The organism is Granulicella sp. dw_53, assembly GCF_018449545.1.
Taxonomy (GTDB): Bacteria; Acidobacteriota; Terriglobia; order Terriglobales; family Acidobacteriaceae; genus Edaphobacter.
Genome location: NZ_JAAVUR010000003.1, coordinates 439,179 through 459,993, shown reverse-complemented (window position 1 = coordinate 459,993; position 20,815 = coordinate 439,179). Strand labels below are relative to the sequence as shown.

Genomic DNA, 20,815 nt, shown 5'->3' with positions numbered 1-20,815 from the left:
ATTCAACCTGACACTTAGCCAAGCCAGTCTGCAACCTAACCATTCTACCTGCCGTTCAAGGCTCACGGCAAAGCCTTTAACGGGAAAAGGCCGGCGCCGGAGTCCGAGCGCCGGCCCTATCTCGTTGTGAACGTTAGAAGGTAAGCTTGCCCGCAACCTGAAGGATTCGTGGATCGCGGGTGGCTGTCACCTGCCCGAAGGTGGAAGCCGTCGTCGCAGTGACGCCGACGGTCTGCCAGTTGGTGTGATTGGCCACGTTGTAAGCTTCTCCTCTCAGTTGGAATACCAGGCGCTCGTAGAGTTTGAAGTTGCGGAAGAGGCCGACGTCCAGACGATTGAAGCCGGGACCCTCGATGACGCCGCGCCTCTCATTTCCTACCCTGCCGCTGTTCGGTCCGGAAGCCGCGAATGCGGTGCGGTTGAACCAGTTGAGACGGTTGTGCACCTGAAACAGGCCGTTGCCGGAGTTCGGGTTTCCGACCATGTCAGGTCGCAGGCCCTGTGTGCTAGGCCCGAGGATGCCTAGACCAGCAGCGTCGGTCGCGACGCCACCGTTTGCTCCACTGGAGGCGCTGGCTTGACTGCCGTAGAAGACCGTTCCGCCGCTGGACATGGTGGCAGTGAGGGGCAAGCCGGAGTTGATGGCATAGATTCCCGATACCTCCCAGCCACCGACGAGACGGCCAACTAGGCCGTTTTGATCGCGGTACCAAGGGAGGTCCCAGACGCCGTTGATGGTGATGATATTGGTGCGGTCGTACTGGCTGCGGCCATACTCTTGGGCGATGTTGAAGTGGTCCTGAGGTGCAGTGCCATCCGTCTGGGCGTTGGTCAGAGCGCGGCTCCAGGTGTAATTTGCGTCGATGTAGCTCTTGCCGCTGAACTTCTTCTGTACGGATACCTGCAGGCTGTTGTAGTTCGAGTTGAAGATGTTCTGGGTTGCGTTGATCGAGGTATAGCCACGGAACGGACGGATCTGGCTCAAGGGCCGTTCGGTCGTCTGGTTGGTGAAGCCACCGGCAGGGACGGCTATTCCGCTGGTGAGGAAGGCGCCGGGACGAAGCTGATTCAGGTCCACTTTGCCGAGGAGGTGAGTTCCACGGTCGCCGAAGTATCCGACGTCCAGTAGGAGGCTGGAGGTGATCTGCTGCTGGATGTCGAGGGAGTACTGCTGAGCGTAGGGGGTGTGGTAGTTGACGGGGGAGGAGACGAGGGTCGGTGCGGCCTGGAAGGCAGCCGCTCCGGTGGAGGGGTTGTCGAGGGTCGCGGTCGAGAAGGTCGCGATGTTGACGTAGGGAATGTTGTTGAAGATGTTGCTCTCGTACGGGTTGACGGAGGATTCGTCGTAGGCGATTCCGTATCCGCCGCGGAAGGAGGTCTTGCCGTCTCCGAAGACGTCGAAGGCGAAGCCGAACCTTGGAGCGAAGTTCTTGTTGTCGGTGCTCGCGATCTGAGATCCGAAGGGAGAGGCGTGTCCGAAGGTGCCGGGCGTGCCAAGGATGAGGCCGTTCAGGAGATCGGCGTTGGGGTTCGGGGTGCCGGAGTTGAGACCGTTCGCATTGACGCAGGGCGCGGTGCGGCAGACTGCGCCGTTGCTGTCTACGGTGGGGGCGTTGGCGGCTACGTAGGTGGCAGGGTCGAAGTTGCTGAGCTGGTTGTTGGCGTCATAGGGCTGACCGAAGTAGCTATAGCGGACGCCAAGATTGAGTGTCAGGCGGGGCGTTGCCTTCCAATCGTCCTGGAGGTAAGCCTCGTAGAGGTTTTCCATGATGTTGGGGGTTGCGGCGATCGATCCCTGGGTGAAGCCGTTGTTGGCGTTGCCGATGAGGAAGTTGCTGAAGGCTGAGTCGAAGGGGCTAGGCGCTACGCCGCCTGCCGTGGCCTGTTGGGCTGCGGTGGGGGTGGCGGCGACTGTGATGCCGAAGCTGCCTTGCGGAAAGGGAGAGGCATTTCCGGTTACGTTCTCGGTCTTCTGGTAGTGGTTGTAGGTGATGCCGGCCTTGAAGGTGTGGGTGTGGATGGTCTTGGTGATGTTGCCGAAGACGTTGTGATTCCGGTTGAAGTCGTTATAGATTCCGGCGCTGGTTACGCCGGCTACGTTGGTAATCGTTAGGTTGGGGACGATACCGAGCTGGGTTCCGGCGTAGGGCAGGGCCGGCTTGACGTCCGGGGAGTTTGCGCTTGCCGCCAGACCCGTTGGAATGCTGATGACGGCGCCAGAGGAGTAGGCGTATCCGGCGTCCATGAGCATTGTGGGCGTGAAGACGTAGGTGATGTGGCCGAGGTGCTGGGTTCCGGGAGCGCGGGTGGTGGTGTTTTGAACGCCGGGAAGTCCGCCTCCAACGAAGAGGCCGCCGGCCTCTTCCGAGGGCAGACTGTCGTGGAGATAACGGTAGAAGATGTTCATCTTCGAGCCGATTGCCTGGTCGACGCGAACGAACTCCTGCGTGTCGTTGAAGACGTTGCGTTGGTTGTAGATGTAGCTATGCGGATCGAGCCCGGCGGCGAGATCGGCGGCGCTGGGCGGCAAGGGTGTATTGGCGTAGATGTCCTTGAGGTACTGCTGGGCGACAGGAGAGATCCTGGCGATCCTGGTGGTGTAGCTGGTGCACGCGCCTGTGGCCGAGAATGTGCCGCATACTGCGGCTGGGCCGGTTGCGCCGGTGTAGGTACCGTTCGACGAGGTGAGATAGCTGTTGGTGAAGTCGCCTGCGCGTTCTGCCGCGGTCGGCACCAGGACGGTGGAGGTGGAGTAGTTCACGACCCGCCGAAACTCCTGCGAGAAGAAGAAGAAGGTTTTGTTGCGGCCATCGTAGAGGTGAGGGATGCGTACCGGGCCGCCGAAGGTATAGCCGAAGTCGTTGTAGCGCAGCTTGGGCCGTGCGACGACGGCGGTCAGTTTGTTGAAATAGTTGTTGGCGTTGAAGACGTCGTTGCGGAAGAACTCGTATGCGCTGCCGTGAAAGTCGTTGGTGCCGGAGCGGGTTACGACGTTGACCTGGCTGCTGGCGCTGCGGCCAAACTCCGCGGTGTAGGTTCCACGGAGGGTTTTGAACTCGGAGATGGCGTCCACGCTGGGGAAGGCCAGGAGGGTCAGGTTCGCTCCGCGGTCGACGTTGTCTGCGCCGTCGATGGTCCAGTTGTTTGCCGTTGCGCGTTGACCGTTGACGGAGAAGGCGACCTGATTGGAGGTGCCTGAGGGAAGGGAGACGCCGATGTAGAGCTGATCGTTGGCTCCGCCGTAGGCTACGCCGGGTTGGAGCTGGAGGAGCTGCTCGTAGTTGCGATTGTTGAGGACGAGTTCGCGTACCTGGGTTCCGTTGATCAGGCCCTGGCTCATGCCGTTTTCGAGGTTCAACTGGATTGCGTCGGCTACTACCGTGACCTGCTGATCGGAGCCGCCTACCTCGAGCTTCCGGTTCACGGTTAAGGCGTCGTTTGCATGCAGCACAAGGCCGGTTACCGAGTCGGTTTTGAATCCGCTCAACGTGACCTTGACGGTGTAGGTTCCGAGCGGGAGAGAGGTGGCGGTGTAGAAGCCCGCGCTGTTGGTGGTGAGGGTGCGAGCGACTTGTCCACGGTCAGTGTTGGTCAGGGTCACTTCGGCGCCCTTGATGGTCGCGCCGCTTATGTCGGTGACGGTTCCGCTGACGCTGCCCGTTACTTCTTGCGCTGAGGTGGGGATGGAAGCTGTTGCCAGGAGGAGCGCTCCGAGAAACAACCAGATCGAAACGATCTTCCGCTGTGCGATGGATCGAGAAACTTTCATTACCGCCTCCTGAATTTGTGCCGCTGCTCCGCGCTGTCTCATGAGAATCCGAGACGGCGTTTCTATGGTGTGCTTCCCGCCCTGCGAAGCGGTGCATGATCTGCAAATACAGAAATGGCTTGAAGCTCAACTGCGGCATTTCAGATAGCGCTGACTTTGGAAATATGAATAAAAGGTAAATGAAAGGGGCTCAGGCGTGTCAATGGAGCGTGCGGATTGTCGCTAAGTCCCTGCGGAGTGCGGGTTAGCCTGAAGGCTATGGGCCGGCTAGCGGGGCGCTGCGGTGTTTGGACTTGCGGTGCTCGCCGAGGGGCCGTGCGCTCCGGTGATGTTTCGGGTGGGCTGTGCGATCTCCAGGCGATGGTGCAGGGCCAGCGTCCAGACGAGCCATCCGGCGAGGGCCAGCAAGGTGAACATTCCGGCGATGCCCAGCCAGCGCATTCCGGTCGCGGGACGGGTTCTGACCCTTGTACGACGGACATTTTCGGCGAACTCTGCCCAATCCTCGGCAGATTCGCCGGAGCTTCCGGTAGGGTGGCCGCTGGCGGCGAGGCTGGCCTCGAACCGCTGCACCCAGAAGGCTTCGTCCAGGCCTAGTACCTTGAGGTAGCTGCGCAGGATTCCCTTGCGGAATACTCCGCCAGGTAACTCGCCGAACTCACCCGATTCGAGTGCCTCCACATAGCGAGGCGAGACCTTGGTTACAGCGCAGATGGTCTCAATCGAGACGTTGCGCTGCTCCCGCTCCAATCGCAAATCTTCGCAGAATCGTTCCATTCAACCTGCTCAGCTATGGCAGCGCGCAATGAGCGCGCCTTCTCCTCGGAGATCTGCCTGGTGGAGACCCGATTGGTCAGAGATTATCCTTGACTTACGGGCAAGTCAAAGGGGTTGCCTGAGATGGCAGAGGTTAATGGCCTGAGGAACCTGCCCTGTTACTGAGTTCTCAATGAGACGGTTGCGTCCCATACACTGTTAACAGCATGAACAAACTTGTAGCCGGCAACCTCGTCCACCGTCCTCTGCGCTCGCTGATCAGCGTCTTTGCGATCGCCATCGAAGTCATCATGATTCTGTCCATCTCCGCCATTTTGATGGGCAAGCTGAATGGCTTCAAGGACCGGCAGAACGGTATCGGCATGGACATGTTCGTCCGCCCTAATACTGCCAGTAACCTCATTGGAATGAGTCCTGCCGGAGCGTCCATCAAGGTGGGCGCCGTGCTGGCCAAGATTCCGCACGTCGTGGTCGTCGCGCCCGTCAATATCCAGATCACAGGCACTCTCGACAATATCTATGGCATTGATTTCAAGTCTTATGACGGTCTTCTGCCCTTTAAGTTCCTGGCTGGGACGCCGTTTCAGGGGCCGGACGACGTGCTGATCGATGATCTTGCCTATCCGGGCAAGAAGGTCGGGGAGACGGTGAATATTCTGAATCACACCTTCCGCATCTGCGGTATCGTCGCCCACGGCAAAGGGGGGCGGAAGTTTGTCCCGATTGAGACGATGGGGTCGCTGACCGGTACCGAGGGCAAGGCCACTATGTTTTATCTGCGGACCGAAGACCCTCCGAAGTACCAGGAGGAGGTGCGGAAGGCCGTTCTTGCCACCGACGGGATGAGTACCTACAGTGTTGCGACGGCGGAGGAGTATCTTTCTTCGATCTCGCCGGACCGTCTCCCGGGCTTCAATATTGGGCTTGAGGTGGTTATCGGGATTGCTGTGGTGATTGGGTTTCTGGTGATCTTTCAGTCCATGTACACGGCGGTTATGGAGCGTACGCGAGAGATTGGCATTCTGAAGTCGCTGGGGGCCAGCCGGGTTTACATCGTGGGGGTAGTGCTCCGCGAGACGGGGGTTCTGGCCATCGCGGGTATCGTCGTTGGGGTGGCCTCCAGCTATGTGCTTAGTGGCATTCTGGAGAACCGCTTCCCGACGCTCGATTTCGTCATCAATGTTCCTTATGTCTGGAAGGCTGTCTTGATCGCCTTCTTCGGGTCGATGCTGGGTGCGTTGTACCCGGCGGCCAAGGCAGCGGCTAAAGATCCTATCGAGGCTCTCTCTTACGAGTAGGCCGGTACCGGGCGACTATTTTTTGCGTGCTTGGGCTCGTAACTCCTGTTCTGTCATACTTCTGGGTACGAGCCCTCCAAAAACTGCGTCTCAGTGCTTGAGCTATGACCTCGAATCTTCTATTACCGGAGACTCCTGCGGCGGTTGGGAGCAATGTTGGCGGTACAGTCCGACGGGCTGTGCATGCCCTGATGCTTGTCGTCTCTGGCATCTTTCTGGCGCTTCACGCTCTTCATTTGAATGCTGATTTCCCCAATTATTCGCCGTGGATGGACTGGTCGAAGTACACGGACGAGGGCTGGTATGGGGATGCCGCGATTCGTCACTTCCAGCGTGGTCACTGGTATGTGCCGGGGGACTTCAACCCTGCGGCTGCGCTTCCAGTCTGGCCGCTGCTTGAATCGGCGGTCTTTCGTTTTGCCGGGGTGAATGTTGCGGCTGCTCGGGCGCTTACTGTCGTGGTCTTTGGCTTGATTCTGGTTGCTTCGTACCTGCTCATTCGCCGGTGGGCCCGCCTTTCGGCTGCGGGGAGGCGGGCTGAATCTCCTTCTCTGGCTCCGGCGATTGGGGTTCTTCTGCTTGCGGTGAGCCCCTTCTGCTATGTCTTCACGCGGCTGGCGATTTTGGAGCCGCTACTTATCTTATTGACTCTGCTGGCTTTGCTTGTGGCGAGTTATGTTTGTCCTCTGGGGGAGGGAGGTGCTTCTTTTCTTAAGCGCCTGCTACTTCCGGCGCTGTTAGGGCTTCTTGTGACCCTCATGGTGCTCACCAAGACCACGGCGGTCTTTCTGCTTCCGGCGATCGGGTGGCTGCTTTGGGCTCGGGCGGGATTCCGCTTCCGCCCCTTTCTGCGTCTTTGCTTGTTGCCGGGTGGGGTGGCCGTTGTTACGTGGCTCGCTTATTACTTCGTTGTCGTCCATCCCCACTTTCTGCTCGACTACCAGTATCTTTTTAGCGCTAACGCCTATACCGGTATTACTGCTTCGACTGCGGTTTCGATCTTTGCCAGCACTATCGCCGATGGTTTTTGGATCGGTCATCTGGTGTTTCCGCTGGCGCTTCTGGCTATTTTGATCGCCACGCTCAACCTGCGGCTGACGCTGCGGAACCCGCTCGTTCCGGCGCTGCTGTTCTGGGCGGCGGGCTATACCGCCTTCCTGGCGTACCACAACAATCTTCAGCCCCGGTACTACCTGGTGATCGCGGTTCCGCTTACGCTGCTGGTGCCGATCGTCTTCGAGAGCCTGTGGCGGGCTCCAGCCCTGGCTCATTCCCAGACGCAAGCGCAGGCGCATCCTCTTGCGGCTGCTGCGCTGATTGTTGCCCTGGCCGCTACTGTAGTCATGGATGCCCGGCAGACGCTGCATTATGTGAGGACTCCCGAGTACACCTTTGCCCGGGCCGCCGCACAGATTCAGCAGATCATCGCCGCCGACCGACGCAAGGACCCTTCGCATAATCCCCTGGTTCTCTCCATCTCGGGCTCCAATCTTTCGCTGATGACCGGCTTGCCTTCGATCTGCGATGACTTTGGCACCATGGAGCTACCGACCCGGGTGGCGACCTATCGGCCGGGCTGGTTCGTTACGTGGAACCAGGTGGACGACGACAAGATGGATGCGCTGACTCCTCTCTATCGTCTGGACCGGGTGGCCTCTTTTCCGGTGATGGATGATCCGGAGCGCAATCTATTGATTCTTTACCGCCTTGATGCTGCAGAGCCTACGCCTCCCAAGCCACGCCGACGTAAACCGATTCCGCGTCTGCTGCAGACCAAGATCGGCCAGCAGCCTAGCACTACGCAGCTTGTGCACTAACAGCCGCAAAGCCCGGAATACCACCTTCGTGGTACATCGCCCGACGGAACTCATGGATACCCTGTTTAAAGCCGAAGAGAGATACCATGTCCCCGTTGAGCTCGATCCTCCCGCTTGTCCTTGCCGCCGAACCCGCTTCCATTCTGTATATCGTCACCGGGGTTGTGGGCTTTGCCTATGCAGGGTTACGGCGCTCCAAACGTGCCGCGAAGACGCCTGAGGCTGTATCGACGGCCATGCTTCTCTGTCGCAGATCCAGTCACGAGACTCTGCGCCAGGCGCGCCTTCTCTGAATCAAAGAAGTTTTCGAGGGGCAAAGCACCAAACCATCTTCAAAGGACATAACCGGTGGAAATCGGTCTTAAGCGGAGCTCTGTCTCGTTCAGGGAAAGCCCGGATAAATTCTGTCCGCCGTAACTCCTTCGTTGACTCCACCCAACCCTTCGGATATTCTTGAATCTCGCGCAGTCCCGCATCTGTGCGTCTGGGTGAACCATCTTCAGACGCCTCAGCCCGACAGGACATTGTGTGGACCCCAAGCGGGGCAGCTTGCAACATCAGCCGCCTCCCAAGCACCCACTCTTCAGGCCATTCGGTCAGGCTTTGTGCGAAATCCAAGCGGTCCAGCCTCTTTACGTTCAAGAGCTTGCTCTTGTCCGATTCAGGCATTCCGCCCGGCAATCCTTAGAGTTCCGGTAGACGGCCTGCTGTTCGGTTGTCTGCCCGAGTCGTTGAAATTTGTAGTTTGCATTACGTAAGAAGCAGCAGAATCAGGCATTAAAAATCGTTCGACCATATTCTTCAGAACTACGCCGAACAATGAAGACGGCAGAACCAGGGAGTACTTCATGAACAACAGCACCACGATCCCGAGCGGCAAAGACATCAAACGCAAGTGGTTTGTCGTCGACGCCTCCGGCAAGACCCTCGGCCGCCTGGCTACCACCGCCGCCTCCGTCCTCGCCGGCAAGCTCAACCCCCTCTACACTCCTTACATTGATATGGGCGACCACGTCGTCATCATCAACGCCGAGAAGATCGTCCTCACCGGCCTCAAGGCTGACAGTAAGCTCTATCGCCGCTACACCGGCTTTCCTGGTGGTCTTCGCGAAGAGTCCTTCGTCAAGCTCCTGGCCCGCCGTCCTGAGGCTATCGTCGAGCAGGCCGTCAAAGGGATGCTCCCCAAGTCCAAGCTCGGGCGCCAGATGGCCACCAAGCTCAAGGTTTACAAGGGCAGCCAGCACCCGCACCTCGCCCAGCAGCCACAGCCGCTGGAGTTCCACGCGAGCAACGCGCCCAAGGCCAAGGCCTAGGCCTAGTTCAGGATGTAGCGGACTTTGGTTCGCTGAGTCGAAGGTTTTCTGGGATGAAACAGTGGGCTTTAGCCCGCTGAAATAGCAAGGGCACTCTGGGGTTTTAACCCCGGAGCCTTACAAAAGTTCAAGGAGCACCATGGCAGATTTAGTTCAATACTACGGAACAGGCCGGCGCAAGTCCTCTATCGCCCGCGTCTTCCTGCGTCCAGGCAGCGGCAAGTTCACGGTCAACAAGAAGGAGTTTGACGTGTACTTCGTCACCGCCCAGCAGCGCGCCGCCGCGAAGCGCTCTCTCGGCATCGCCGGCATCGAAGAGACCTTCGACGTCATCACCACGGTTAAGGGTGGCGGTGTCATGGGTCAGGCCGACGCCGTCAAGCTCGGTATCGCCCGCGCGCTGATGATCTTCAACCCTGAGCTCCGCAAGGCCCTGAAGTCCGAGGGACTTGTGACCCGCGATTCGCGTGGTAAGGAGCGCAAGAAGTACGGTCAGAAGGGCGCCCGCGCTCGCTTCCAGTTCTCCAAGAGGTAATCTCCGGAGCGCTGCGAGCTGCCCGCTTCTTTTGGCTGCAAGCAGTACGAATGGGTGCCGGAGCATTGGGCCGGTACCCATCGCATCACCCTCATGCAGGCCGGATCGCATGAGGTCAGGAGTCAAATCTCCCGTACGCGGGATCAATCCAGGCACCGGCGGTTTTACCCGGCTGTCTTCACCAAGGAGCTACATTGGCAAATATCACTATGAAAGAACTGCTCGAAGCTGGCGTTCACTTCGGGCATCAGACCAAGCGCTGGAACCCCAAGATGAAGGAGTACATCTTCGGCGAGCGCAACGGCATTTACATCATCGACCTCCAGAAGACCCTGAAGCTCTTCAAGGAAGCGTCCAAGTTCGTCACCGACCTTACCTCCACCGGTAAGCTCATCCTGTTCGTCGGCACCAAGCGCCAGGCGCAGGATGCAATCGCCGAAGAGGCGAACCGCGCCGGCATGCCCTACATCAACAGCCGCTGGCTGGGTGGTTTGCTGACCAACTGGGTGACCGTACAGAAGTCCGTCAAGCGCCTCCAGGAGCTCGACGACATGTCGACCGATGGCCGCTACGAGCTGCTGACCAAGAAGGAAGTCATCAAGCTGGAGCGCGAGCGCAAGCATCTTTCGACCAACCTCTCCGGTATCAAGAGCATGAAGCGTCTTCCCGACGCCATCTTCGTGGTTGACTCCAACAACGAAGCCATCGCCGTCGCCGAGGCCCGCAAGCTGGGCATCCCGGTCGTCGCGGTCGTTGACACGAACTGCGATCCTACCGTGGTCGACTACGTGATCCCGGGCAACGACGATGCTCTTCGCGCCATCCGCCTCTTCACCACGAAGATCGCGGATTCTGCCGCCGAAGGCGTACAGATGGTCTCCGAGAAGGCATTCGCGACCGAAGCCGCCGACGTTCAGCAGCTTGAGGTCTCTCCCGAGCACATCGGCGAAGAGGGTGAGATTGCTCTCGACGCCGCAACCGCCGAGGTTCACGAATCGGCTGGCATCGCTGAAGCGTCTGTCGAGGACGATGAGACTGTCGACCTCGAGGCTGTTCTTGGCGGCAATATCCGCAAGGCACCGGCTGCCTCCTCTGAACCGGAGCCGGAGTCTGAGCCTATTTCCGCTCACGCTGGCGCGTAAGCAGCTCACGAACACTCATCCAGAGGAGCGTGGCTGCCCGCGAGAGCGAATCGGCACCACGCTCTTTCTGCGTCAACGCCTCATTCACACGAGGCCTGCATTATCTAGAAGAAGATCAGGATAAGGAACCCAACATGACCACCGCTACCGAGACTCACAAAGTAGACGCCAAGCTCGTCAAGGAACTCCGCGATAAATCCGGCGCGCCCATGGGCGACTGCCTCAAGGCCCTGCAGGAGACCAAGGGCGATATGGAAGGCGCTTTCGTCGTCCTGCGCAAGCGCGGCATGGCGTCGGCCGCTAAGAAAGCTACCCGCACCACCAACGAGGGCGCGGTTGGAACTTACATTCACGCTGGCGGAAAGATCGGCGTACTCGTCGAGCTCAACTGCGAGTCGGACTTCGTGGCCCGCACGCCTGAGTTCCAGGAGCTCCTCCGCGATATCGCCATGCACATCGCTGCCACCGATCCCCGCTACGTCCGCAAGGAGGACGTCACGGAAGAGGACCTCGCCCGCGAGAAGGACGTCTATCGCGCGCAGGCAGCAGCGACCGGCAAGCCTGCCAACATCATCGAGAAGATGCTCGAAGGCAAGCTGAGCAAGTTCTACGAGGAGGTCTGCCTTCTGGAGCAGCCCTTCATCAAGGAGCAGACCCAGTCCATCGCCCAGATCATCGCGACCAAGGTTGGCAAGCTCGGCGAGAACATCAGCGTTCGCCGCTTCGCTCGCTTCAAGGTCGGAGCACCGGACTGGACCGTAGCCCAGACCAAGCTGGCAGCGGAAGAGCCGCAGGCTTAGCACTCCTTACTCACTGAAGTCTGTCTCACTGAGCCCGGGCGATTGCCTGGGCTCTTACTTTAAAGGTACCCAAGTTAGATACAAATTACCTTGTGAGCAGAACAGTCTTGCGTGTGTCAGGAGCGGGGGAGTACGGTGGTATTTCTCCTGGAGTTCATGCTTCGCCTCGATCCACCGCAATCGTTGCTGCTTGCGGATGCGCGGTCTTCCATCAACGAAGGTTTCATCGGCCCCGAATGTCGCCGTAGAAAGTGCTAGTTCCCCCATGAAGACGTCTCTGCTTGCTGCCGCTCTTTTGTGCGCGAGTTCTACTGTGTTTGCGTCGGGTTTGGATGGACACGTCGTCGATACTGCTACGGGAAAGCCTGTTCTCGATGCTTTGGTTACGGTGGGGACTACGGTTGTCAAAGGGGATGCTTTGGGGCGGTTCCAGATCGCCGGGGGTGAGAATCCCGGGCTAAAAGTTCTGGCCCGGGCTCCTGGGTATCGTGCGGGTAGCTTTACGGCGGGCGATGTTGCGAAGAGTCCGCTTGCCCTTACGCCGTTTACTCCGCATGCGCTCTATCTCTCTGTTTACGGCGTTGCATCAAAGCCGATTCGAGAGGCGGCGCTCGGTATTATCCAGCACGGCGGAGCCAATGCCCTGGTGGTCGATATCAAGAGCGACAGGGGCTTGCTTACTTATCCCTCTGATATTCCTTTGGCCAAGACGATCGGCGCGCGGAAGCTTACGCTGACGCACTCGCTCTCCGATCTTGTGAACAATGGGCATGGACAGGGTATTTATATGATCGCCCGCATCGTGGTCTTCAAGGATGCTGCCCTGGGAGTTGCGCGTCCGGACCTTGCAGTTCGTCTTCCGGATGGAACTCTCTTCCACGATAGGGAGGGGCTTACGTGGACCGATCCGTGGCAGGCAGAGGTCCGTGCCTACAACATCGCGATCGCCATCGAGGCGGCGAAGGCTGGGTTCGACGAGGTTCAGTTCGACTACGTTCGTTTCCCGGATGCGAACACCAAGCTTGCCTTCAGCGGGCCGACGGATGAGGCCGGGCGTGTCAAAGGCATCACCAATTTCCTGATGCAGGCTCGGACGGCGCTTGTGCCTTATAACGTGTTTTTAGCTGCCGACATCTTCGGGTATGTGGGTTGGAACACGAACGATACGGGTATTGGCCAACAGCTCGAAAGTGTTATCAACGTGGTCGATTATCTCTGTCCCATGCTGTATCCCTCGGGATTCAAGCTTGGCATTCCAGGGCATAAGAATCCCATGGCTACCAGTGACGATATTTACAGGACCATTCACCTTACGCTCGAGAACAGCATCAAGCGGACCCAGGCGAACCCTAAGAAGTTCCGGCCGTGGCTGCAGGCGTTTCGCGACTATGCCTTTGGGGGAAAGATCTTCGGGCCTGTCGAGGTGAGCGACCAGATCCGTGGCGCCGATGATGCGAAGACCGATGGGTGGATCTTGTGGAATCCGCATAATCGCTATACGGATGTAGGTCTCACGAAGGCGGCGACCTCGAATGCGGTTATTAAAGCCGCTGCTCAAGTCGTTCCTTAGTCTTCCTGCTTCGACCTACTTTGGTCGAGAGCCGCTTCGAATGAAGCTAGTTCCGAAATATGTCGTTTGAGACACATTAAACATGCATTATGAGCAATTTTGCACAGTTCTGAGTTGGGAACGGTGCGATGCTTTAGCCTTCGCATGTTACCTAAGTTACATAGGTCCTTGAAGGACTACTGACGCAGTAGATATCTGTATTGCTGGATGGATAGGAAGAGGCGATTCGGATGCCCACAAAAAAGAGGATTGCATTCGACCCAGCTACGTTCCTGGCCAATGCAGGATTGGGGCGGAGGATCGTTCACCTGAAGGCCAAGCATGCCTTCTTTACGCAAGGTAGTCCTGCCGACTGTGTCTTTTATCTTCAGTCCGGACGGGCGAAGCTTACGGTGGTGTCGACGAACGGCAAAGAGGCGACGATTACGCTGCTCTCGGTTGGCGACTTCATCGGTGAGGAGTCGATTGCAGGAGTGGTGGGTCTGCGGATGGCTTCCGCGAAGGCGATGACCGCTTGTACGGCCCTCAAGATTGAAAGGGAAGAGATGCTCCGGGTTTTGCACGAGGAGCATGCTTTCTCGGATCTGTTTTTGAAGTTTCTGCTAGCGCGCAGTATGCGAACGCAGGCGGATCTGGTCGATCAGCTCTTCAATTCGAGCGAGAAGCGGCTGGCGCGCATTCTTTTATTGATGGCGGAGTTCGGCAAGCCAGGGGAGCCGGAGACGCTAATTCCCAAGATTACTCAGGAGACCCTTGCGGAGATGATCGGCACGACCCGCTCACGCGTGAGCTTCTTCATGAACCGCTTCCGGAAGCTGGGTTTTATTGATTACAACGGGCGAATCCGAGTTCACAAGTCGCTATTAAATGTGGTGCTGCACGATCAGTGGCCAGAGCCTAACTCTCAGACGCCGGTCGTTGTGAGCAAGGCTAGCTAAAGGCAAGTACGCGATATTGCCCAAAATGGTGCAATAAAAAGCAGTTAGTGTGCAAAAGTGAGCAGAATAGGGTTTTGGAAGAAAGGATACTAAAAGCAGTAACTTAGTGGGATGCACTGGGGGGAGAGAACGATGTCCAGCCCAACGCGAAAACTTCTGATCGTAGACGATGAACCGGCAACCCGAAAGCTGCTCTCACAGATCTTTACGGAATTAGGCCACAATGTACGCTGCGCGGAGGATGGGTTCTCTGCGCTAGAGATGATCCGGGAGTTTACGCCTGACATCATTCTCTCTGACCTGAACATGCCGGGGATGTCCGGTTTTGAACTGTTGTCTGTGATCCGCCGCCGCCTGCCGGCAATCTATGTGATCGCTACCAGCGGGGCATTCTCCGGAGAGTCTGTACCCCTGGGCATCGTGGCCGATGCTTTCTACGAGAAGGCGACGGGGCTTCGGACTCTGTTTGGGATTATGGCGGCTGCGGCGTTGACCGAGTCGGAGATTGCGAAGCGATCGACGATTCACGCTCCCATCTGGATTCCGAAGAATAGCGATCCCGTCTCTGGGGATGCGTATGTCACGATCGGTTGTCCGGACTGTCTGCGAACCTTCCCTCAGACGTTGAGCGCGAAGTTGCTGGTGGTTCACGAGACCGATTGCGTCTTCTGCCATAATCGCATCCACTATGCGATCGTGCAGTCGATCGATCCGCGTCTGCCGCTCGCGTATCGACAGACCTCCGTGCCGGTGGTTGCTGACTCTGTCGGCGTTCCCAGCGTGGAATAAGCTCACGGGCTACTCAGCGGCGATTTCTGGGGTTGGCTTGAGACTTCGAAGGGTGGGTTAGATTTTCGGCGAGGAAGAGGCCTGCCTTGCCCCCGCTGACGATGTCGATGTCGCCGTCACCATCGATGTCGGTTGCAACGATCTGCATTCCTCCTCCCATGCGCCCTCCGTAGTCGACGATGTGGCGGATCCACTCGACGCCTCCGTTGCCGGGGCCGCGAGCAGTCGCGGGTGTCGGGGCTGTCTTCCGGTACTCGTACCAGTAGAGGCCGATGGGCTCGCGCTCGCCGGGATCAGAGCCGTTGTGGGCGAAGTAGCGCTTTCCGGTGACGAGATCGAGCTGACCGTCGCCGTTGAGGTCGACCAGGACAGAGGCGTGCGCCTGGGACCATGAGCTATCGATGACGTGTTGTATCCATCTTCCGTCGGCGGTCTGCTCGTACCAGGCGAGGCCGTAGTCGTGGGCCATGCCGGTGAGCAGATCTTTGCGGCCGTCTCCGTTGATGTCGAGCAGATGCATGTAGCCGAACTGTGCGCCGCGTGCCGGTGGTGAGGCGGGAGATTCTGAGTTGCGTACTGTGCCAGCAGCCGGGATGGGGTGCTGATCCCAGTCGGTGGCGTGGAAGACCCAATCGCCTGAGGCTCGGATGTCGGGGGGAGCTTCGAACCAGCCCTTGGGGGTGAGTATGTCGTTTCTGCCGTCTCCGTTTACGTCGCCGACGCCGATTCCGTGTCCGTAGCCGTGGGGTGCGATGACGTGCTTGATCCATTGGCTCTTTTGCAACTCGAACCACGCGAGGGGTACGTTGGGGCGGTCGAATTCAGGGAGCAGCTCCTGGGCCTTGCCATCGTTGTTGAGGTCGACGAGGAAGGCGAACTCGGTGGGACCGCTGGCGTCGATCTCCGTGACCTTCCAGGTAGCGTCTGGCTCTTTTGAATTCCTATGGCCGGGATTCTTCAGCCAAACAATGTTGTGCGCGAAGTAGCTGCATTGCACGATGTCTACCCAACCGTCGCCGTCGACATCGATGGGCAGGTCGCTGAAGTTGTCGATGTAGTTCTGGCTGTAGTCGATCGAGCGAAGGGGATGTTTGGTCCAGTTGGGGGCTTCGTACCAGCTCTCGCCGGAGATGATATCGGGCTTGCCGTCGTTGTTCAGGTCCGCGACTGCGGCGGTCTCGCTGTAGCCAGGATCGATCATTTGCACGCGGAAGGCGATATCCGCCGGACGGCTGGCTGCATATGCGGCGGTCAACAAGGGGACTGCGACCAGAGCGGTACGTGTCAGGAACGAAGTCGTTGGCCACCAGCGCATGGGTCAGAATCTCCTCCGGGGAAGTCTAGCGGAAGAGGCGCTTCCTGAGGGCTGGCCAGGCTCCGACGCGGATCTTTCCCGTTTTTGGCCCAGTAATTTATGGCTTGGAGTGGGATGCGTAACCAAAATGCAGAGAAATCGCGTCTCTGACGGTGTATGCAAGCCGCTCTGGACGCATCTATGATTCACCTGAGACGCCAGGTGAACTTCATCTCTGAACTGGAAGATATCGACACGCTGGTCCGTCTCTACGAACCGAGACTCCTGCGCTACGTCGCCTTTTCCCTTGGAGATCAAGATCTGGCAGAGACGATCACGCAGGACTGTTTCATGAAGGCGTATGCGGGACGCTCCTCGTTTCGTGGGGATTGCTCCGTCAGCACCTGGCTGTTCAGTATTGCGAACAACCTGATTCGAGATCAACTGCGGACGAAGAAGTTCCAGTTCTGGCGGAAGGCGCATACACGCACCGTCGAAATTACCGAGCTTGCGTCCTTTCTGCCCAGCGGGGCGTCCTCTCCCGAGAACACGCTTCTGGTGAAGGAGCGAACGCAGCAGGTGAAGAAGGCGTTGGAGGATCTTTCCGTCAACCAGCGCCGGATATTTTTATTAAAGTTCTCGGAGGAGATGGATCTGGACGAGATCTCCCAGAGCTTGGGGATGCCCATTAATACCGTCAAGACCCATCTGCGCAGGGCTATTACCGCGATCCGCTCCCGACTGGGTGGAACGCAATCAGGAGGTATCCGATGAATCCAGTCCAAGCCATCGACGTTCGCAGCCATCTCAGTGAGGAGCAGATGACGGAGTGCCTGATGGGCGCTCAATCCAGCGCAAAGGTCTCTGTTCATCTATCGCACTGCTCGATCTGCAAGGAAGAGCTGGAGCGATTCGGGGCCGCGGTCGGCAGCTTCAATGCCGTAACGCTGGCGTGGGGGGAGTCTCGCGCGTGGATGAACTTGGTGGAGGGGAGCGGTGGACTGCCTGCTCGAAGCGATCGCCGTCTGTTTGCAGTGGCCTCGTGGGCGTTGGCGGCCTGTCTTATGCTGGTATGCGGATTAGCTTTCTACTCGCACCGGGATCGCAGTGATGCTGCGGCAACTCTTACAGCGGCGGTTGCCTTGCAAGAGGACTCCGAGGCGCAGATTGCGCAGGACAATAAACTTTTGACGGAGGTCGATCTCGCGATCCGGGACTATGGCCGCTCTCCTGTTGAGGAGTACGGCTTGGTGTCGGATGCGTCCGATCCATCCAGACCACAAGGGGAGTCGAGGAATCCATGAAGACATGCCCACTTCCCGCAATGCTGCTCTGCTCCTGTCTGACGTTGACAGGGGTGGCTGCGCTTGCGCAAGGAAGGGGACCCGGCGGTGGGGGTGGGATGGGGCATCCGATGGGAGGTGGGCCTTCGCTGGGACAACCGCACCTAGGCTTTCCGGGTGAGCCGTCGCAGAATGGGCGAGGCGGGCTGCCTGGTCCCAACTCAGGGGCAAATGGGACGAACAGCACCATGCGGGGTGGTCTGCAACTGGGGCCTCCTGGAAGATGGTGGGACAACAAAAGCTTCGCCAAGAGCCTGGGGTTGCGTAAAGATCAGCAGAAGAAGATGGATGCTGTATTCAACATGAGCAAGGGCTCCATTCTGGAGAGCTACAAGGCTCTCCAGAAGGAGGAATCGCGGCTGGAGACGCTGACCAAGCAGCCGAAGCCCGATGAGGCGCGGATCTTTGCTGGTATCGAAGCGGTGGCGCAGGCCCGGGCGTCACTGGAGAAGGCAAATGCTCATATGCTTCTGCAGGTTCGGCAGGAGATGGACGCCGATCAGATTGCACGTATGGAGAAGTTTCGCGAGCAGCCCCCCGACGAATAAGTTTGGAACCGATTCGCCGGAGGGAACCCATCTCGGCTAATTACGTTTGGTCGCGGTTGGAGATGCCTTTCGGCTTGGAGGACCGGCCTGCATGGAGTTGAGGTAAGCGGCGGCGGCGGTAAACCTGACCGGGGGCTTCGGGTCGATGAAGAGGTTGAAGAGGTCGTCGCCGACGGTGCGGTCGTGGTAGGTGCCGAGAGCCTTAGCGGCAGCGGCGCGGACGGCGAGGTCCTTGTCGCCGAGGGCGGCGATAAGTTCCTGGCGGATGGGACCGGTCTTCTCCTGCGAGACCTGTTCGATGGCGGTGACGCGGGAGGTGTCGCCACCGTTCTTGCGCATGTACTCGTAGGCGGTGATGCCGAAGCCGAAGGGGCCCAGGAGCATGGACGCCCCTTGGAGAGCTCCCAGGCGGGCGATATCGGTGGGGTGGCGGAGGCTGCGGCTCATGCTATGGCGCGCACCGTTGACCAGAGTAGGGTTGGCGCTGCGGTCGCCTTCGACGACCGCGAGGAGGATATCTTCGCCGGAGCGGTCGTTCATCTTCCAGAGGGTGACGGCGGCGGCGAAGGCGACTTGAGGCTCCTTATCGTCGAGCATGGTGCGTATATCGGTGGTGAGATTTCGGTTCTTGGTCTCGCCAGCTGCGAGGATGGCTGCGGTGCGGACGTCGAGCTCTTTGTCGTCCATGGCGGCTGAGATGCGTTTAGTGCTGCGAGGATCGGTTCCCATCGTGCCGAGGGCGGCGAGGGCCTGGATACGCAGATCGGGATGCTTGGGGTCGGTGGCGGCGCTATTGAGGATCGACCAGGCTTCGTCGGCCTTCTGGGCGGGGGTGGCATCGGGGTTGTGGGGTGGAGCGGGGACGTCATCGCTTGTAGCGGATGGAGTGGCGGAGGAGCCTGAGGTGACGATCTGGCCGTCGGGATCCTTGGCGGGAGGGTTTGGGATCTGCGTAGAAGCAGGAGTTTGAGCGAGGGCCGAAGCTGGGAGCGTGATCTGGGCAAGCAGCAGGCAAGTGACAAGGACAGGAAGAAGGGAGTTGATGCGGGTCGTGCGAAACGGCGTGCTGTATTTAGACATTGCTAGAGGTGCTCCGGGCCTGCGAGATGTACTTCCTGAGTTATAGCGGATGGAATGCTATACTCGCCGAAATCTTTCTGCCTCAAGGTTGCAACAGGCTCACTATGCTTTTCAAGGCTCGAAGCGCGGCGGTCTACGGGATCGACGCGCACATTATTGATGTTGAGATCGACTACTCCGGCGTTCGGCTGGAAAAAGAGATCTTCAGTACGGTGGGACTTCCAGATGCGGCGGTGCGTGAGAGTCGCGACCGGGTGCGATCTGCGATTAAGAACTCCGGTTTCGATATACCAACCACGCGGATCACAATTAATCTTGCTCCGGCTGACCTGAAGAAAGAAGGGTCGGGCTTCGATCTTCCCATCGCAATCGGGATCTTAGGGGCGTATGGGGCGCTGCATGCCAAGGATCTGAGCGATTACCTGTTGGTGGGGGAGCTCGGGCTCGATGGGAGCCTGCGGGCGCTGCAGGGGATGTTGCCGATTGCGGTTGCAGCACGAGCCAAGGGGATACGGAACCTCATCATCCCGGCGAGCAATGCTCGCGAGGCGGCGGTGGTGGAGGGAGTCAATGTCTATCCAGTGCAGACGCTCCTGGAGGTGCGGGAGCTTCTGAACTCGGCCTCTTTCGGGACGCTGGCGGCAAAGCCGCTGGCGGTGAATACAACCGATCTGCTGGACGAGATGCAGCACTTCCAGCATGACTTCAAGGATGTGCGCGGCCAACATGTGGCGAAGCGTGCCTTGGAGGTCGCAGCGGCTGGCGGTCACAACGTACTTATGATTGGGCCTCCGGGCTCCGGCAAGACGATGCTGGCGAAGCGGCTGCCGTCCATTCTTGCTCCGCTGCGATTTGAGGAGGCGTTGGAGACGACGAAGATCCACTCTGTCGCAGGGGTGCTGGATGCGGAGTTGGGGCTGGTGACGCATCGTCCCTTTCGTTCGCCTCATCACACGATCTCGGACGCCGGATTGATCGGTGGAGGAATGATTCCGAGGCCGGGAGAGGTAAGTCTGGCTCATAACGGCCTGCTCTTTTTGGACGAGCTGCCGGAGTTTCCGCGAAATGTGCTGGAGGTGCTGCGGCAGCCTCTGGAGGACGGGACGGTGACGATTGCCCGAGCGGCGATGAGCCTGAGCTTTCCGGCGCGATTTATGCTGGCGGCGGCGATGAACCCCTGTCCGTGCGGATACTTCAATGACAAGAGCCGGGAGTGTATGTGCACTCCGCCGATGATTCAAAGGTATGTGAGCAAGGTGAGCGGGCCGCTGCTCGATCGGATCGACATTCACCTCGAGGTTCCGGCGGTGCAGTACAAGGAGTTACGGGGCGGAACGGCTGCCGAGGGATCGGCGGAGATTCGGGCGCGGGTCCTGGGGGCCCGGGAGCGCCAGTATGAGCGGTTCACGGTAGAGGGAGAGAGGACGAAGGGAACGGCGAGGGCAGCGGCGCGGCCCATATTTTCGAACTCACAGATGAGCACACAGCAGATTCGTATGTATTGCGAGTTGTCCAGCGATGCGGATCGATTGTTAGAGAGGGCGATGCAGCAGCAGGGTTTGAGCGCCCGGGCCCATGACCGGATATTAAAGGTGGCACGGACGATTGCCGATCTTGGAGCAGAACGAGACATCTCAGTGAAGCATATTGCGGAGGCGATTCAGTACCGAACGCTCGACCGCAGCTATTGGTCCTGATGAGGTAAAACTAGGAGGGAATCTGCCGGCGAGAATTCCATTTCTGGGATATAATTTTTACTAGTTCCCATAAAAAGGATTGACCTTTGGGCTTCGGACCATTTA

The 20,815-nt window shown here is 58.8% G+C and carries 18 protein-coding genes; 14 read left to right on the top strand and 4 right to left on the bottom strand.

The features are described from left to right. Positions 1–133 precede the first annotated feature (133 nt). Positions 134–3,769 carry a carboxypeptidase-like regulatory domain-containing protein gene (locus HB393_RS07120; protein ID WP_213804451.1) on the bottom strand — a complete coding sequence of 1,212 codons (3,636 nt, stop codon included), beginning with the start codon at positions 3,767–3,769 and terminating at the stop codon, positions 134–136. Positions 3,770–4,036: 267 nt separating this feature from the next. Further along, positions 4,037–4,546, bottom strand: a complete 510-nt coding sequence (locus HB393_RS07115) for a helix-turn-helix domain-containing protein (RefSeq protein ID WP_213804450.1) — start codon at positions 4,544–4,546, stop codon at positions 4,037–4,039. A 206-nt stretch (positions 4,547–4,752) separates the two neighbouring features. On the opposite strand from HB393_RS07115, the gene HB393_RS07110 reads away from it, so the two are divergent. The 10 genes from HB393_RS07110 to HB393_RS07065 all read left to right on the top strand — a co-directional run bounded on the left by HB393_RS07110 (position 4,753) and on the right by HB393_RS07065 (position 14,748). Continuing rightward, positions 4,753–5,844, top strand: coding sequence for an ABC transporter permease (locus tag HB393_RS07110; RefSeq protein WP_213804449.1), 1,092 nt, complete (start codon positions 4,753–4,755; stop codon positions 5,842–5,844). A gap of 104 nt (positions 5,845–5,948) precedes the next feature. Beyond that, positions 5,949–7,661 (top strand): hypothetical protein, encoded by a 1,713-nt coding sequence (locus HB393_RS07105; RefSeq protein ID WP_255550875.1) that lies wholly within the window; start codon positions 5,949–5,951, stop codon positions 7,659–7,661. Between the two features lie 86 nt (positions 7,662–7,747). Then, positions 7,748–7,954 (top strand): hypothetical protein, encoded by a 207-nt coding sequence (locus HB393_RS07100; protein ID WP_213804448.1) that lies wholly within the window; start codon positions 7,748–7,750, stop codon positions 7,952–7,954. Between the two features lie 555 nt (positions 7,955–8,509). Continuing rightward, positions 8,510–8,974 (top strand): 50S ribosomal protein L13, encoded by a 465-nt coding sequence (gene rplM, locus HB393_RS07095; RefSeq protein ID WP_213804447.1) that lies wholly within the window; start codon positions 8,510–8,512, stop codon positions 8,972–8,974. A gap of 139 nt (positions 8,975–9,113) precedes the next feature. Continuing rightward, positions 9,114–9,509, top strand: a complete 396-nt coding sequence (gene rpsI / locus HB393_RS07090; protein WP_213804446.1) for a 30S ribosomal protein S9 — start codon at positions 9,114–9,116, stop codon at positions 9,507–9,509. Positions 9,510–9,703: 194 nt separating this feature from the next. After that, positions 9,704–10,651: a 30S ribosomal protein S2 gene (rpsB, locus tag HB393_RS07085; protein WP_213804445.1), complete on the top strand. Its 948-nt coding sequence runs from the start codon at positions 9,704–9,706 to the stop codon at positions 10,649–10,651. 134 nt (positions 10,652–10,785) lie between these two features. After that, complete coding sequence (locus tag HB393_RS07080; protein ID WP_213804444.1) at positions 10,786–11,451, top strand: translation elongation factor Ts; 666 nt, start codon at positions 10,786–10,788, stop codon at positions 11,449–11,451. Positions 11,452–11,716: 265 nt separating this feature from the next. After that, positions 11,717–13,021, top strand: a complete 1,305-nt coding sequence (locus HB393_RS07075; protein WP_255550873.1) for a putative glycoside hydrolase — start codon at positions 11,717–11,719, stop codon at positions 13,019–13,021. A 230-nt stretch (positions 13,022–13,251) separates the two neighbouring features. Then, positions 13,252–13,959 (top strand): Crp/Fnr family transcriptional regulator, encoded by a 708-nt coding sequence (locus tag HB393_RS07070; protein ID WP_213804442.1) that lies wholly within the window; start codon positions 13,252–13,254, stop codon positions 13,957–13,959. 132 nt (positions 13,960–14,091) lie between these two features. Continuing rightward, a complete protein-coding gene (locus HB393_RS07065) occupies positions 14,092–14,748 on the top strand; it encodes a response regulator (protein WP_213804441.1) in 657 nt (218 codons plus the stop codon). A gap of 13 nt (positions 14,749–14,761) precedes the next feature. Here HB393_RS07065 and HB393_RS07060 read toward each other — a convergent pair whose 3' ends face one another. After that, positions 14,762–16,063, bottom strand: coding sequence for a VCBS repeat-containing protein (locus tag HB393_RS07060; protein ID WP_213804440.1), 1,302 nt, complete (start codon positions 16,061–16,063; stop codon positions 14,762–14,764). 180 nt (positions 16,064–16,243) lie between these two features. Here HB393_RS07060 and HB393_RS07055 point away from each other — a divergent pair, with 180 nt between their 5' ends. The 3 genes from HB393_RS07055 to HB393_RS07045 are packed head-to-tail and all read left to right on the top strand — an operon-like array spanning position 16,244 to position 17,933. Continuing rightward, a complete protein-coding gene (locus HB393_RS07055; protein ID WP_255550872.1) occupies positions 16,244–16,816 on the top strand; it encodes an RNA polymerase sigma factor in 573 nt (190 codons plus the stop codon). Then, positions 16,813–17,346, top strand: a complete 534-nt coding sequence (locus HB393_RS07050; protein ID WP_213804438.1) for a hypothetical protein — start codon at positions 16,813–16,815, stop codon at positions 17,344–17,346. Before HB393_RS07055 ends, HB393_RS07050 begins: the two co-directional genes overlap by 4 nt. After that, complete coding sequence (locus HB393_RS07045; protein ID WP_213804437.1) at positions 17,343–17,933, top strand: periplasmic heavy metal sensor; 591 nt, start codon at positions 17,343–17,345, stop codon at positions 17,931–17,933. The genes HB393_RS07050 and HB393_RS07045 overlap by 4 nt, the downstream gene beginning before the upstream one ends. A gap of 36 nt (positions 17,934–17,969) precedes the next feature. Here the strand turns inward: HB393_RS07045 and HB393_RS07040 are convergent, their stop codons facing one another. Continuing rightward, positions 17,970–19,013, bottom strand: a complete 1,044-nt coding sequence (locus HB393_RS07040) for a HEAT repeat domain-containing protein (protein ID WP_213804436.1) — start codon at positions 19,011–19,013, stop codon at positions 17,970–17,972. A gap of 104 nt (positions 19,014–19,117) precedes the next feature. Between HB393_RS07040 and HB393_RS07035 the strand changes: the two genes are divergently transcribed. Beyond that, the gene (locus HB393_RS07035) at positions 19,118–20,710 is read left to right on the top strand and encodes a YifB family Mg chelatase-like AAA ATPase (protein ID WP_213804435.1); all 1,593 of its coding nucleotides are present in this window, start codon (positions 19,118–19,120) and stop codon (positions 20,708–20,710) included. The last annotated feature ends 105 nt before the right edge of the window (positions 20,711–20,815 follow it).

Coding starts and splice junctions, on each gene's coding strand:
- HB393_RS07120 (WP_213804451.1), bottom strand. CDS start 3,769: ATGAAAGTTTCTCGATCCATCGCACAGCGGAAGATCGTTTCGATCTGG.
- HB393_RS07115 (WP_213804450.1), bottom strand. CDS start 4,546: ATGGAACGATTCTGCGAAGATTTGCGATTGGAGCGGGAGCAGCGCAAC.
- HB393_RS07110 (WP_213804449.1), top strand. CDS start 4,753: ATGAACAAACTTGTAGCCGGCAACCTCGTCCACCGTCCTCTGCGCTCG.
- HB393_RS07105 (WP_255550875.1), top strand. CDS start 5,949: ATGACCTCGAATCTTCTATTACCGGAGACTCCTGCGGCGGTTGGGAGC.
- HB393_RS07100 (WP_213804448.1), top strand. CDS start 7,748: ATGTCCCCGTTGAGCTCGATCCTCCCGCTTGTCCTTGCCGCCGAACCC.
- rplM (WP_213804447.1), top strand. CDS start 8,510: ATGAACAACAGCACCACGATCCCGAGCGGCAAAGACATCAAACGCAAG.
- rpsI (WP_213804446.1), top strand. CDS start 9,114: ATGGCAGATTTAGTTCAATACTACGGAACAGGCCGGCGCAAGTCCTCT.
- HB393_RS07080 (WP_213804444.1), top strand. CDS start 10,786: ATGACCACCGCTACCGAGACTCACAAAGTAGACGCCAAGCTCGTCAAG.
- HB393_RS07075 (WP_255550873.1), top strand. CDS start 11,717: ATGAAGACGTCTCTGCTTGCTGCCGCTCTTTTGTGCGCGAGTTCTACT.
- HB393_RS07070 (WP_213804442.1), top strand. CDS start 13,252: ATGCCCACAAAAAAGAGGATTGCATTCGACCCAGCTACGTTCCTGGCC.
- HB393_RS07065 (WP_213804441.1), top strand. CDS start 14,092: ATGTCCAGCCCAACGCGAAAACTTCTGATCGTAGACGATGAACCGGCA.
- HB393_RS07060 (WP_213804440.1), bottom strand. CDS start 16,063: ATGCGCTGGTGGCCAACGACTTCGTTCCTGACACGTACCGCTCTGGTC.
- HB393_RS07055 (WP_255550872.1), top strand. CDS start 16,244: ATGATTCACCTGAGACGCCAGGTGAACTTCATCTCTGAACTGGAAGAT.
- HB393_RS07050 (WP_213804438.1), top strand. CDS start 16,813: ATGAATCCAGTCCAAGCCATCGACGTTCGCAGCCATCTCAGTGAGGAG.
- HB393_RS07045 (WP_213804437.1), top strand. CDS start 17,343: ATGAAGACATGCCCACTTCCCGCAATGCTGCTCTGCTCCTGTCTGACG.
- HB393_RS07040 (WP_213804436.1), bottom strand. CDS start 19,013: ATGTCTAAATACAGCACGCCGTTTCGCACGACCCGCATCAACTCCCTT.
- HB393_RS07035 (WP_213804435.1), top strand. CDS start 19,118: ATGCTTTTCAAGGCTCGAAGCGCGGCGGTCTACGGGATCGACGCGCAC.